The sequence below is a fragment of the Devosia sp. Leaf420 genome (genome assembly GCF_001425445.1).
Lineage (GTDB): Bacteria > Pseudomonadota > Alphaproteobacteria > Rhizobiales > Devosiaceae > Devosia.
This window is the reverse complement of the sequence record NZ_LMQU01000014.1, coordinates 143,173-156,862: the sequence shown is the minus strand read 5'-3', so window position 1 is coordinate 156,862 and position 13,690 is coordinate 143,173. Positions and strand designations below refer to the sequence as shown.

The window sequence follows — 13,690 nt, the reverse complement described above, 5'->3', positions numbered from 1 at the left end:
ATTATTTCCGTCGCCCCAGAGATTTAGTGTTTCAGGTTAAACTGATTGGGATTGAAGCGGTAAGCGGTCGAGCAGAACTCGCAGACGACCTCGATCTCGCCATTCACCGCCATATCGCCGCGTTCTTCATCGGTGAAGTTGGTGGCCAGCATCTCTTCGATCCGATCGGCCGAACAGGTGCAGCGCTCGACGAGCGGCATTGCCGGAAAAACCCGCGCGCCGGTTTCATGATAGAGCCGGAACAACAGGCGTTCGGGCGAGACTTCGGGATCGGCCAGCTCGACATCGGCAACCGTTGCCAGCATCGAGCGGGCCTCGGCCCAGCCATTGGCTTCCTCGAAAGCCGTATCGCTCGTGTCCGGATTATCGAAATTACCGTCGCCGGGCAGGTCGGCCATGCGCGCCATGCCGTTTTCAGGCAGGTGTTGGATCAGAATCCCACCAGCGCGCCAGCGCGGACGATGATCGCCGCGCATCGACATCTGCGCTACGGCGAGCCGGACCTGGGTCGGGATCTGTTCCGATTGCAGGAAATAGGTATGGGCCACTTCTTCCAACCCATTGCCATCGAGCGCGACGATGCCCTGATAACGCTCGGTATGCGAGCCCTGGTCGATGGTCATCGCCAGATGGCCCTTGCCGAGCATATCGGCGGGGCTGGTGCGCCCTTCCTCTGCCCACTTGACCACCATGTCATGATCAAAGCGGGCATAGCCGCGCATCCCGTCGGGCGCGTCGAAATCGACGACGATCAGGTTCACCGGACCATCGGTCTGCGTTTGCAGGATCAGCTTGCCCTCGAATTTCAGCGACGAGCCGATCAGCGCGGTCAGAACGACAGCCTCGCCAAGAAGGCGTGCCACGGGAGCGGGATAATTATGCCGGGTCAGGATCGCGTCGAGCGAAGGCCCCAGATGCAGGATGCGCCCGCGGGTATCGAGCTTTTCAAGCGTGAACGGCACCACGGCATCGTCGCCAGTCTCGGGGCGATCAAGGCCCATGGCAGAAAGGAAGCTGTCGGTCATGGTCGTCGGTTCCGTGGTCATTCGCTCAACTCTATCACGGCTAAGCCTTGAGGGCGAAACGCGCCTTGTCCCGTTCGCTCAACACCGCGTCATTCCCGCGAAAGCGGGAATCCCTTCCTTGCGTCTGGAAAAGAGATCCCCGCTTTCGCGGGGATGACGCCGTTCTTGTCGAGCGATCGAAGCGGCTGCGCAAAAAGCGCCTAGTTCGTTTCAACCCCGAAGGCCCAGCACAAAATGGCTTTCTGGGCATGGAGGCGATTTTCGGCCTCGTCAAACACCACCGACTGTGGACCGTCGATCACTTCGTCGGTCACCTCGTCGCCACGATGGGCAGGAAGGCAGTGCATGAAAAGGGCGTCTTTGTTCGCCAAGCCCATCAAATTGGTATTCACCTGATAGGGTTTCAAGACCCGGCGGCGCTCGGCGGCATCGACGTCGCCCATGGACACCCAGGTATCGGCAATGACGAGATCGGCGCCTTCGACGGCTTCGCGCGGGTCCTCGATCAGTCTGGCATATTTGCCGGCTCTGGTGATGTCCTGCATCAAGTCCTTTTCCGGGCTATATTCGTCCGGCACGGCAATGGTCAGCTCGCATTCAAAGAGTTCGGCAGCGTTGACCCAAGAGTGCAGCACGTTGTTGCTGTCACCCACCCAGGCAACCTTGGCGCCCTTGATCGAGCCACGATGCTCTTCAAAAGTCATGAGGTCGGCCATGATCTGGCATGGATGTGCCCGGCGCGTCAGGCCGTTGATCACCGGCACTGTCGCACCTTCGGCGAGCTCGAGCAGATCGGCGTGGGAGAGAATGCGGATCATGATGGCATCGACATAACGGCTCATGACCTTGGCGGTGTCGGACAGCGTTTCCTCGCGCGAAAGCTGCATTTCCTGGCCGGAGAGCATGATGGTTTCGCCGCCAAGCTGGCGCATGCCGACGTCGAAGGAGACGCGTGTGCGGGTCGACTGGCGCTCGAAGATCATCGCCAGCACCTTGTCCTTGAGGAGCTGAGGCCGATCGCCATCTTTCAGGCGCGCCTTGAGCGCACCGGCCTGATCGAGCATGCCGCGCAATTCGGCATAGGAGAAATCATCGATAGAGAGAAAATGGTTCGGAGTACCGGTCGAAGACATAGGCCGGGTTCTTTCATGACGCATAAAATGTTGGAGCGGCGGGAGCCGCGGTTAATCACTCTGCCCTAGAGGCGGGTCTCCCGAAAGAAGATTCAGGTTCTCGGGAGACCGCTGCTCAGAGAGGCGGAGGAAACAAGCCGCGTCGGCGACGCCCAAAATGATAAAACGTCAGCATGATCTCAGCTCGCTATCGGCGCGGCCTGCGTTTCAGCTTCGATAGCGTCGAAAGCAGCGGCAATCTTGCCCACGGCTTCTTCGATATCGGCCTCCGAAACGATCAGCGGCGGCAAGAGACGCAGCACATTGTCCCCTGCCCCGATCGTGAGCAATTGGTGATCGTCGCGGAGGCGCGTGACCATGTCGCGCACCGGCGTCGAAATCTTGATGCCAGCGAGCAGCCCCTTGCCGCGTAGCTCCAGCACATAGTCGGGATATTTTTGCGCCAATTGCTGCAGGTGCCAGGCGAGACGCTGGCCCATGACATTGACGTTGTCGATAAAGCCGGGCGCCAGGACACGATCGAGCACGGCATTGCCCACCGCCGTCGCCAGGGGATTGCCGCCATAGGTCGAGCCATGGGTGCCGGGGACCATGGACGCTGCGACATCGCCCTTGGAGAGGCACGCGCCGAGCGGAAAACCACCGCCGATCGCCTTGGCGACCGCGACGATATCGGGCGTGATCCCACTCCATTCATGCGCAAAAAAGCGCCCGGTGCGGCCAAAGCCACACTGCACTTCATCGAGAATGAGCAGCATGTCGTGTTCGTCGCAGAGCGCGCGAAGACCCTGCATGAATTCATTGGTCATGGCGGTCACGCCGCCCTCGCCCTGCACGGGCTCGATGAGAATGGCGCAGGTCTGGGGCGTGATCAGCGCCTTGACGCTCTCGATATCGCCGGGCTTGGCGTGCTTGAAGCCGGGCGCGGCAGGTCCAAAGCCCTGGAGGTAATCGGGATTGCCGCCAGCCGCGATCGTGCCGAGCGTCCGGCCGTGGAAGGAGCCGCTAAAGGCGATAACCTCGAAGCGCTCTTCTTGACCCTTGGCCCAGAAATAGTGCCGCGCGGTCTTGATGGCGCATTCGATCGCTTCGGCGCCCGAATTGGTGAAGAAGACGGCATCGGCAAAGGTTGCTTCGACGAGCCGTTGGCCGAGGCGTTCTTGCTCGGGAATAGTAAAGGTGTTGGCCGTGTGCCAGACCTTGTCCGCTGCAGCCTTGAGCGCGCTGACAAGATGCGGGTCGCCATGGCCAAGCGCATTCACCGCAACGCCGGAATGAAAGTCGAGATATTGCCGTCCATGCTGGTCGAAAAGGCGCATGCCTTCGCCGCGCTCGAACGAAACTTCGGAACGGGCATAGGTGGCATAGAGCGCAGACATGGAAGGCTCCCCTTTTCTTCTTAGGCGGGATGCGAAAAACCGTGGCAAAGGTGCCACACAAATCAAAAACGCTGCTCACTGGCAGCGCCTTGGGCCGGGAGAATTAGGCGGGTTTTGGCTGCCAAGTCAACGCTCTCGCGGGCAAGTGCCTGATTTGACTCAATGATTGTTAGCGAAAAATTAACCACTGAATTCGGGGGGAAAAACAGCCCCGACTCTTGATCCCGATTCCGCCGATGTCGTAAGGTCATAGGCATTGGGGACACGATATCTCGTGTGGCGGACCCACTCAGCATACGAGCCGTAGAGTCGAAAGGCTGCCAAGTCACTTTGGCGGCGGAGAAAAGGATTCTAAGTTGACGATGGTTACCGGAGCGCAATCGAATGGCTGGACCGACGATCGCGTCGAACTTCTCAAGAAACTTTGGATGGAAGGCCTGAGCGCCAGCCAGATCGCTGGCGAGCTCGGCGAAGGCGTGACCCGCAATGCGGTGATCGGCAAGGTTCATCGCTTGAAGCTTTCGGCTCGTGCCAAGCCCACCAATACCGCACCACGCACCCGCCCGGCGCCACGTCCCGCGCCGCGCCGGCCTGCCGGTCCCAGCGTCTCGACCAGTGCGCCAAGCATGGCCGCCGCGGCCAAGCCGCGCCCGTCGATGCCGCGTCCGCAGGTCATGGGCGCCACTGCGCTCGCCATGTCGCCTGATATGGAGCAGGAGCTTTACGTCGCTCCCGCGAGCCAGGAAATCTTCATTCCCGAGGACAAGCGCCTGAGCCTCCTCCAGCTCAACGAGCACACCTGCAAGTGGCCGATCGGCGATCCGCTCTCGAAGGATTTTTATTTCTGCGGCCAGCACAGCCTCGAGACCGGCCCCTATTGCGATTTCCACTCGCGCCGGGCCTATCACCAGCTCGACAAGAAAAAGCGCTGATCAGCTAAAAATAAAGGGCGCCGCGAGCGCCCTTTTTATTTGCCTAAAAGCAAACCGCGTTAGCCGAGATTGCTCGAGCGCAAGGGACCTGCGGGATTATCCTTGCCCACCACGACCGGCAGGCCATGGCGCGCGGCAATGACAAAGCGCCCGTCGCGCGTCAGCATTAGCCCACCGGGCGTCAGCCGCGCCAATTTGTGGTAGCATAGCGCCCGCTGGATCGACCATTCGATATGGCCTTGCGCGCCCGCCGTCATCGAGACCATCGCCATGCGTTCGGCCAGCGTCAGCTGCGCCCAGGTGATCCGGTCCAGTTTTCCAGAAATACTCATTCAACCCTCCGCCGCAAAGATCCCCCGATTGCGTCCAAACGCGCCATATGCGCTCTGGTTGCGGCGGCAACCCGCGGCGGCTTCGTGCAAAATCCGGGTACCGCTTTTGTTCACGAAGCTTTAAAGTTGCGCCCGGACTGAAAGGGAATCGTCTCATGCATCTGCTGCTCGTCGATGGCTCGGGTTACATCTTCCGCGCCTTCCACGCCCTGCCGCCGCTCAATCGCAAGTCCGACGGTCTGCCCGTCGGCTGCGTGCAGGGGTTCTGCAACATGCTGTTCAAGCTGACGCAGGACATGGATATCGATGAGCCGCCCACCCACATGGCCGTCATCTTCGACGCCAAGGGCAAAACTTTTCGCGACGATCTCTATCCCCAATACAAAGCCCAGCGCCCACCGGCGCCGGAGGAGCTGGTCCCGCAATTCCCGCTGACCCGCTCGGCTACCCGGGCCTTTTCCATTCCCTCCATCGAAATGGAAGGCTGGGAGGCCGACGACATCATGGCCACCTACGCCTGCATGGCCCGCGCCGCCGGCATGAAGGTGACCATCGCCTCGTCCGACAAGGACCTGATGCAGCTCGTCGAGCCCGATGGCTCCATTCGTCTTCTCGACACCATCCCCCGCCCCGGCCAGCCGCCCCTGCGCTGGATCGGCCCCGAAGAGGTTTTCACCAAGTTTGGCGTGACACCGGACAAGGTCATCGACGTCCAGGCCCTTTGCGGCGATAGCGTCGACAACGTTCCGGGCGTTCCCGGTATCGGCGTCAAAACCGCGGCCGAGCTCATCAATACCTATGGCAATCTCGAAACGCTGCTCGAACGCGCCACCGAGATCAAGCAGAACGCCCGCCGCGAAAAGTTGATCGCCAATGCCGATCTCGCGCGCATTTCCAAGACACTCGTCACCCTCGAGCAAAAAGTCCCGGTCGAGATCGACCTCGATGGTCTCATCCGCCAGCCCATGGCGCCTTCGGTCCTGTTCCCCTTCCTCAAGGCCATGGAATTCGCGACGATCACCAAGCGCATGGCGACGCTGCTCGACGCCAACCCCGATGATTTCGAGGCCGATCCCGATCTCCGCGCCGGCGGCGCCGAAGCTCCGGCCTCGCTCAAATCCACCTCGCTCTCCGTCGCCAAGGCAAAAATCGCCGCCAATGTCGTGCCCGGCTCCGGCCCCGCGAAATTCGCCGCCGAAGAGCACGCGCGCATCAAAGCCATCCCCGTCGATTACGACGCCTATGAAACCGTCACCACGCCCGAGCGCCTTGCCGCCTGGGTCCAGAAAATCTGGGATGTCGGCTACGTCTCGATCGACACCGAAACCACCGGGCTTGATCCGCAACAGGCCGATCTCGTCGGCATTTGCCTCTCCACCCAGATCGGCGAAGGCTGCTATATCCCGGTTGGCCACGTCCTTGCCGGCGACCTCCTCTCCGGCGGCGGCCTCGTCGAGGGCCAATTGCCCATTCGTGATGTGCTCGAAGCCCTGAAACCGGTCATCGAGGCGCCCTCGATCCTCAAAATCGGGCAAAACATCAAATATGACATGGAGATCTTTTGGCGCTACGGCATCAACCTCGCGCCGATCGACGACACCATGCTCATCTCCTATGCGCTCGATGGCCCGCGCTATAATGGCATGGACGTCCTCGCCGACCACTGGCTTGGCCACAAGACCATCACCTTCACCGAGCTTGCCGGCACCGGAAAGGCGCAAAAAACCTTCGACCAGCTCGAAATCCCTGCCGCCGCGCGCTACGCCGCCGAGGATGCGGACGTCACCCTCCGCCTCTGGCACGTGCTGAAACCGCGCCTTGCCGCGGAAAACGCTACGACGCTCTACGAAACCCTCGAACGCCCCCTCGCCCCGGTCCTTGCGCGCATGGAAGCCCGCGGCATCACCGTCGATCGGCAGATCCTCGCGCGCCTTTCCGGGGATTTCTCCCAGCGCGCCGCCGCCTTCGAGGCCGAAGCCTATGAACTGGCCGGCCAGAGTTTCAATCTCGGTTCGCCCAAACAGCTCGGCGAAATCCTCTTTGACAAGATGCAGATCGAGGGTGGCACCAAGACCAAGACCGGCGCCTGGTCGACCGGCGCCGATGTGCTCGAAGACCTCGCGCTCAAGGGCGTGCCGCTCGCCCGCACCATCGTCGATTGGCGCCAGCTCACCAAACTCAAGGGCACCTATACCGATGCCCTCCCCACCTATGTGAACCCGCGCACTGGCCGCGTGCACACGTCCTATTCGCAGGCTTCCGTTCTCACCGGCCGCCTCTCGTCCAATGATCCGAACCTTCAAAACATTCCCGTCCGCACCGCCGATGGCCGAAAAATCCGCACCGCCTTCGTCGCCGCGCCCGGAAAGGTGCTGATCTCGGCCGATTATTCCCAGATCGAGCTGCGCGTCCTCGCCCATATCGCCGATATCCAGGCCCTCAAGGACGCTTTCGAAGAAGGCCTCGACATTCACGCTATGACGGCCTCGGAAATGTTCAACGTGCCCGTCGAAGGCATGCCGAGCGAAGTCCGACGCCGCGCCAAGGCCATCAATTTTGGCATCATCTACGGCATTTCCGCCTTCGGCCTCGCCAACCAGCTCTCCATCCCCCGCGGCGAAGCCGGCGATTATATCAAAACCTACTTCGAACGCTTCCCCGGCATTCGCGACTACATGGACGAGCAAAAGGTGAAGGTGAAAGCCGACGGCTTCGTCACCACCATTTTTGGCCGCAAAATCCAGTTCCCCAACGCCAATTCCGGCAATCCGAGCGAACGCAGTTTTGTCGAACGCGCCAGCATCAACGCCCCCATCCAGGGCTCTGCCGCCGATATCATCCGTCGCGCCATGATCCGCATGGAACCGGAATTGAAAAAAGCCAAAATCGACGCCGACATGCTGCTGCAGGTCCACGACGAACTGATCTTCGAGGTGCCGGAGGGCACGGAAGATCAGGCGATCCCGGTGATCAAGCGAGTGATGGAAAACGCGGCCGAGCCGGCGGTGCGGTTGTCAGTGCCGATCCAGGTAGACGCGCATGCGGCCAAGAATTGGGATGAGGCGCACTAAGTACGAGGTTATATTCTAACTCGTCCCACCCACCGGCTGTCACCCCGGGCTTGACCCGGGGCCCATCTCCAGACGCCAGCCGCCTCGATAAGCACTATCAGTACTCAACCATCTCAAGATGGGCCCCGGCTTTCGCCGGGGTGACACCCCGTGGTTGGCTGCCGCTATTCAGCGTAGGCTCTCACCGCGTCCTTGATCGCGCCAGCGCTGCGGTAGATGTCCTCCACCTGCTCAATGTCGTGGCGGCTTCCTTCTTTCTCCGCGCCAAACACCGTTAAGAATTTTGACTTTCCGTTGAAATGAAGACGCACGATAGGCTTGCGATTGTTGTCGTCAAACAAGATCGCGCAATACGATTGGGCGTCCCGCAGAGCAATGCGAGAAACTGGCGCCACCTCGGCCGCGATAGCTCGGACGATCATGAAGCCCTGCATTTCTTCAGCGGTGGTTTCGATTTTCTTGTCATCGACAGTGGGAATTGCCTCATCAAGTCCGCCATCGAAAGCCACATCGATCTTATGCTTCGCCCTTTGGCGGAACAGGTCATCAAATGCTCGGCGCACGATGGGCTTTAGCTCATTCACTACCGCACCTGTAAGTTTGCCCTCGTAAAAACCACGCGCGACCATGCGCACGAACTCCTCATCGGGATCAGACCATTGACCTTCGATGAAGTTCATTGCTCCGCGCAGATATTTCAGGGATGACGCAGCGGCTTGGATCGTCTCGATTTTGAAATTTGACTTGTGGAATTTCTCCAGTTCCTTGAGGTCGTTATCGTCGTAGGAAAGGAGGTCAAACTTGAAAAAGGGAGTGGCATCCATCTTGTTGGGCGCTTCTAAGTCCGTAAAGAACCAGATGTGTAACCCATTGGTGAGAATGCCAATGTTGGCATCTGAGGTGTGGAAGTAACGGAAAAGCTGACTGTACTGTGCATCACGCAGGTTGGTAGATACGGACTTTGCTTCGACTAGGTATTCAATGCGATCGCCTATCTTGCAGGCGTAATCGATTTTCTCTCCTTTCTTCAGTCCGACATCCGCAACGTATTCTGGAATGATCTGGGTTGGATCGAATACATCGAATCCAAGCACTCGCAAGAATGGCATCACGATAGCGTTCTTGGTTGCTTCCTCCGTCTGAGCCACAGCCTGCGCACTAATCGCCCGCTTCGCCAGATCAGCAACATCTTCTTTGAATGACATGCGAAATCTCCCCCAATAATCGAAAAGTAATTGGAGTTTAAACTTCTGTAAACTACTGCTTTTTCTGTGGGGCTCCGAAAGTGGGGTGGCATCTAAGCGTGAGGGCCTGGAATGTTTAAACAACCTCAGGATGGGCCCCGGCCTTCGCCGGGGTGACAGCCAGTGGTCGGTGAAGCGGCCAAGACGATCAGGTATCGCTTCTATATGGCGTGCTCTCAGCGGACGCTTGCGGCCCGATGATCTCCCACCACAGATCACGCCATTCGGGATTTTGCGCTTCGATCAGCTCCTCTTTCCAATCGCGACGCCACTTCTTGATCAGCTTCTCTCGGGTGATGGCGACCTCGATGTCCTCGTGCACCTCGAACCAGACAAGCACCTTGCAGCCATGCGTCTTGGTGAAGCCCGGCACCAGTCCTTCGCGATGTTCGGAAACACGACGGATAAGGTCGTTGGTCACACCAGTATAGAGCGCGCCACGTTTGCGGTTGGCCATGATGTAAACGAAGTACATGAGCCCCCTCGCGATACTTCTGCGGTGCACAGTGACACCCAACCCACCAGCTGTCACCCCGGCGAAAGCCGGGGCCCATCCCCCGGCAGTTGTGAGCCGCGATCAGTCGACCTTGGCAGAAACATCTCAGGATGGACCCCGGCCTTCGCCGGGGTGACATCGAGTGGGTGAGTGGACCAAGGGCTACATGCCCCGCATCATCTCCGCCGCTGCATCTAGCCTCTCCACGCTCATCTCATTCCATCCCTCCACCGCCTGGCGCGCAGCCGCCTCTCTCCGCACGAACGCCTCGATCCGCTCATGCCCAATCTCATCCAGCATATGCCGGATCGGGGTCCACATGGACCAATTGGGCCTGACCATCCGCATATGCAGGCGGTCTTCGGTGATATCGAAGGTGACATTAGCCGAGCGCGCGAGGTCTAGAAATTCGGCGACATAGGCGTCGGGCATTGGATCGGAATAAGCCATGGGGCTGCCTCGTATTTGATACAAATACAATGCGTTCTCGCGATCCGGGCTCCGAGCGCTTGGTTTTATGGTGAATGAAGGGTTAAGGGGCGCCCCCTTTCAGTCACCCCCTCCCGGCCTCCCCCATCAAGGGGGAGGTGTAGCATCGCGCTCGAGACTGGCTATCAGCCAAGACCACCTGCCCGGCACCTCCCCCTTGATGGGGGAGGATGGGAGGGGGTGTGGTGAGCCACGAAACTATCCCGCTTATCCCCCCTCCCAAAATCTCCTCTATTCTTCCCCCATCTCCCCGTGTGAGCGGCCTGCAGGCGATCAGTGGCGGGGGGAGCCGGTCGTGGGAGGTCGCCTTCCCATGGGTTCTGGAGTCGGCCGCCCTGCGACGAGCGATCAACTGGGCGCTGTGGTCTCTGTCCAAAAATCCGGCCTCCGGAGCGGCTGTCGCTTCAATAACAAAAATCTCATCCGAGGCGATTGCCGCTCCGGGGTCCGCTCAATCACCGGAAGCCATCCGGCCGGCCGGGGCTTCAGCCTGTCCAAACATTCACTTGCAACCGCAATGGGGCTGGACAATTCTCCCCAAGCGGCGTCTGTCGCGCCGCGGCCCCATAGGAAAGCGTCGCCATGTCCGTTTCCACTCCATCTGCGGGTTATTCCCGCGCCCAGATCTTTCTTCATTGGGTCATTGCGGCCCTCATTCTCTTCCAGCTCATCGTCCATGAAGGCATGGAAATGGCCTGGGATGCCCGCATGGAAGGCGGCCCCGCCGAGGGCGCCAATCCCCTGCCCCATATCATCGTCGGCAGCGCCATCCTGATCCTCGCCGCCATTCGCCTCATCATTCGCCTCCGCCATGGCGCGCCGCCGCATCCGGCCGGCCAGCCCGCCATTTTCGGCGTCCTCGCCAATATTGTTCATGGCCTCATCTATGTGCTGCTGTTCGCGCTGCCGATTTCCGGCCTCGTCGCCTGGTTCGGCGGCATCGAAAACGCCGCCGATGTCCATGGCGGCCCGCTGCGCCTCGCGCTTATCGCACTCGTCCTCATTCACATCGCCGCCGCGCTCGTGCAGCAATTCGTTCTTCGCAGCGGCATCCTTTTGCGCATGATGAAGCCAGAAAGCTGAGCTTTAACACAAGATTATCAAAGCCTGAGCATAGTCCTCCCCAAATAGAACCAGCCTCTTTGGGGGAAGAGAATGGTAGAACCGGGCGTCAAGACTATACTTGCCGGCTGCATGGCAGTTACATTCGGGCCGAGCGCTGTCGAAACGGCAGCGCTGGGCGATCTGGCCAAACGTCTCGGCTTCGGCGCCGTCGCCGCCTATACGCCAGAGCTTGAACTGCCGAGCGAGCGGTTGGTCTTTTACATCGTCCACGCGCTCCTGCCCGATGCCGGCAAGCAGCGCGTGCTCCGCGGCCTTCGCGCCTCCGAGCACCAGCTCCGCCGCTATGCGCCGATCATCTGCGTCGTGCCCAAAGGTCCGCGCCACCAGATCGTGCCGCTCGTGCAGATGGGGTTCGATGAAGTGCTGTTCCTCGGCGATCAACTGCCCGATCTGCGGCGCAGACTGACCGAACAGCTTTGCCAGGATATCCTCTATGTCAGGAGCGAGCGTTATTTCGGCCCCGATCGCCGCCGCATCGAACTGATCGATCCGCAGGATCCGCGCCGCAAGCCCGGCGGCGCTTTCTACAAGCGCATGAACGTTCACCGCGATCCGCTCACCGGCATTTCCGTCAGCGAACTCGCTTAAAGAAAAACCCGCGGATCGCTCCGCGGGTTCTTTTGGTCACTAGGCTACGAGGCCCTTGGTCAGTTCGAGCGCCTGCCGCTCGAAGAGCCGGCGATAGATCCCGCCCTGGAGCCGGATCAGCGCCTCGTGATTGCCCTCTTCGACAATTTTGCCCCTGTCGAAAACCAGCAACCGGTCGAGTGCACGGACCGTCGAGAGACGATGCGCGATCACCAATGTCGTCCGGCCTTCCATCAGCCGCTCCATCGCCTCCTGGATCATCACTTCGCTCTCGCTATCCAAGCTCGAGGTCGCTTCATCCAGGATCAGCACCGGCGCATCGGCAAGAAACGCCCGGGCAATGGCAACACGCTGCCGCTCGCCACCCGACAGTTTTACGCCCCGCTCACCCACCAGCGTTTCATACTTCTTGGGCAGGCTCATGATAAAATCATGCGCATTGGCCTGAGTGGCCGCCTCGATGATTTCAGCCCGGCTCGCTTCCGGCCGACCATAGGCGATGTTTTCCGCCAGGGTCCGGTGAAAGAGGATCGGCTCCTGCTGCACGATGGCGATCTGATTGCGCAGGCTCGCCTGTTGGTGCTCGGCGATGTTCTGCCCATCAATGGTGATCGCACCCTCGTTGATGTCATAGAGCCGCTGGATCAGCTTGACGAACGTCGTCTTGCCAGAGCCAGAATGCCCCACGAGACCCACCCGCTCGCCCGGCTTTATGGCGACGGAGAAGTCGCGATAAAGCGGGGTCGCGTGGCTGCCATAGCGGAAGGTGACGTGATCGAACTTGATCGCGCCGTCCTTGATCGCAACTGGCTTGGCCCCTGCCTTGTCCTCGACACCGAGCCGCATGCCGTTGAGCGCCACCAGCTCCTCCATGTCGTTGACCGAGCGCTGGAGGTTGCGGATGTGCATGCCGACATCGCGCAGATACCCCTGCAGCACGAAGAACATGGCGAGGACGAAGGTGATATCGCCGGCCGAAGCCAGCCCCTGCGTCCACATATAAAGGCCCGTGCCCAAAATACCGGCCTGCATCAGGGTCATGAGGAAACCCTGGATGGTGCCGTTAAGCGTCCCGCGCTTCCATGTCCGCCGCGTGCGCGTGTCCCACTTGGAGAGCACGTGCTTGAGCCGCTCCTCCTCGCGATGCTCCGCGCCAAAAGCCTTTACCACCGAGTTGCAGCTCACCGCATCCGCGAGGGAACCGCCTAGGCGCGTATCCCAAGCATTGGCAAGGCTGGCGGCCGGCGCGACATAGCCCACCGACATCAAGACGGTGAAGGTAATGTAGATCACCGAACCCAAAGCCACGACGAGCCCCATCACCGGCCAATAGGAGCCGAGCAGCACCGACGCACCGACCAACATTACGATGCTGGGCAGAAGTGCGATGAGAAGGATGTCGTTGAGCGAATCCAGCGCCCACATGCCGCGCGTCACCTTGCGGACCGTCGAGCCTGCAAAGCTATTGGCATGCCAATCGGTCGAAAACCGCTGCACCTTGTAGAAGCCGTCATTGACGACCTCAGCCATCATTTTCAGCGTCAACTTGATGATGCCGTTGAAGACGAAATAGCGCAGCACAACGCTCGTCAGGCCAAGCGCCGCAACCGTAGCGAATGCCGACAACGCGCCGCTCAGCGCGTCATCGCCGCCGCCGGAAATGGCGTCGACGATGCGGCCCGAAAACATCGGCACCAGTACTTCGGCGAGCGTCGAGATCATCACGAGCCCGGCGATCAGCGCGATGCGCTTGGGCTGATGGGCCCAGTGGCGGAAGGTAAATCCGAGCACCTGTCTGAAGGCGTCGGCACGAAAATCGAGTTTCTTGCGACTCATTCTGGCAGTCCGGTCCCGTTCTCCGGCAACCGGCTCCTCA

Annotated in this window: 12 protein-coding genes; 4 read left to right on the top strand and 8 right to left on the bottom strand. The window is 60.2% G+C overall.

The window, feature by feature from the left end:
* Positions 1-23 precede the first annotated feature (23 nt).
* The 3 genes from ASG47_RS18685 to ASG47_RS18675 all read right to left on the bottom strand — a co-directional run bounded on the left by ASG47_RS18685 (position 24) and on the right by ASG47_RS18675 (position 3,537).
* The gene (locus ASG47_RS18685; RefSeq protein ID WP_320408928.1) at positions 24-1,046 is read right to left on the bottom strand and encodes an Hsp33 family molecular chaperone; all 1,023 of its coding nucleotides are present in this window, start codon (positions 1,044-1,046) and stop codon (positions 24-26) included.
* Between the two features lie 179 nt (positions 1,047-1,225).
* The gene (argF, locus tag ASG47_RS18680; RefSeq protein WP_061911752.1) at positions 1,226-2,158 is read right to left on the bottom strand and encodes an ornithine carbamoyltransferase; all 933 of its coding nucleotides are present in this window, start codon (positions 2,156-2,158) and stop codon (positions 1,226-1,228) included.
* Positions 2,159-2,337: 179 nt separating this feature from the next.
* The gene (locus ASG47_RS18675) at positions 2,338-3,537 is read right to left on the bottom strand and encodes an aspartate aminotransferase family protein (RefSeq protein ID WP_061911751.1); all 1,200 of its coding nucleotides are present in this window, start codon (positions 3,535-3,537) and stop codon (positions 2,338-2,340) included.
* Positions 3,538-3,899: 362 nt separating this feature from the next.
* Between ASG47_RS18675 and ASG47_RS18670 the strand changes: the two genes are divergently transcribed.
* On the top strand, positions 3,900-4,469 hold the full coding sequence (locus tag ASG47_RS18670; protein WP_061911750.1) for a GcrA family cell cycle regulator: 570 nt from the start codon (positions 3,900-3,902) through the stop codon (positions 4,467-4,469).
* A gap of 59 nt (positions 4,470-4,528) precedes the next feature.
* Here ASG47_RS18670 and ASG47_RS18665 read toward each other — a convergent pair whose 3' ends face one another.
* Positions 4,529-4,801, bottom strand: coding sequence for a hypothetical protein (locus ASG47_RS18665; protein WP_061911749.1), 273 nt, complete (start codon positions 4,799-4,801; stop codon positions 4,529-4,531).
* A gap of 155 nt (positions 4,802-4,956) precedes the next feature.
* On the opposite strand from ASG47_RS18665, the gene polA reads away from it, so the two are divergent.
* Entirely contained in the window at positions 4,957-7,872 is a 2,916-nt protein-coding gene (gene polA, locus ASG47_RS18660) for a DNA polymerase I (protein WP_061911748.1), read from the top strand.
* 164 nt (positions 7,873-8,036) lie between these two features.
* Here the strand turns inward: polA and ASG47_RS18655 are convergent, their stop codons facing one another.
* The 3 genes from ASG47_RS18655 to ASG47_RS18645 form a co-directional block, all read right to left on the bottom strand.
* Positions 8,037-9,077 carry a type I restriction enzyme HsdR N-terminal domain-containing protein gene (locus ASG47_RS18655; RefSeq protein ID WP_061911747.1) on the bottom strand — a complete coding sequence of 347 codons (1,041 nt, stop codon included), beginning with the start codon at positions 9,075-9,077 and terminating at the stop codon, positions 8,037-8,039.
* Between the two features lie 187 nt (positions 9,078-9,264).
* Entirely contained in the window at positions 9,265-9,591 is a 327-nt protein-coding gene (locus tag ASG47_RS18650; RefSeq protein WP_061911746.1) for a GIY-YIG nuclease family protein, read from the bottom strand.
* A 183-nt stretch (positions 9,592-9,774) separates the two neighbouring features.
* Positions 9,775-10,062 carry a hypothetical protein gene (locus tag ASG47_RS18645; RefSeq protein ID WP_061911745.1) on the bottom strand — a complete coding sequence of 96 codons (288 nt, stop codon included), beginning with the start codon at positions 10,060-10,062 and terminating at the stop codon, positions 9,775-9,777.
* A gap of 621 nt (positions 10,063-10,683) precedes the next feature.
* Here ASG47_RS18645 and ASG47_RS18640 point away from each other — a divergent pair.
* Together ASG47_RS18640 and ASG47_RS18635 are read left to right on the top strand one after the other, a co-directional pair.
* Positions 10,684-11,184: a cytochrome b gene (locus ASG47_RS18640; RefSeq protein WP_061911744.1), complete on the top strand. Its 501-nt coding sequence runs from the start codon at positions 10,684-10,686 to the stop codon at positions 11,182-11,184.
* A 72-nt stretch (positions 11,185-11,256) separates the two neighbouring features.
* Positions 11,257-11,814 carry a hypothetical protein gene (locus ASG47_RS18635; protein ID WP_061911743.1) on the top strand — a complete coding sequence of 186 codons (558 nt, stop codon included), beginning with the start codon at positions 11,257-11,259 and terminating at the stop codon, positions 11,812-11,814.
* Between the two features lie 39 nt (positions 11,815-11,853).
* Here the strand turns inward: ASG47_RS18635 and ASG47_RS18630 are convergent, their stop codons facing one another.
* The gene (locus ASG47_RS18630; RefSeq protein WP_061911742.1) at positions 11,854-13,650 is read right to left on the bottom strand and encodes an ABC transporter ATP-binding protein; all 1,797 of its coding nucleotides are present in this window, start codon (positions 13,648-13,650) and stop codon (positions 11,854-11,856) included.
* Positions 13,651-13,690: the final 40 nt, after the last annotated feature.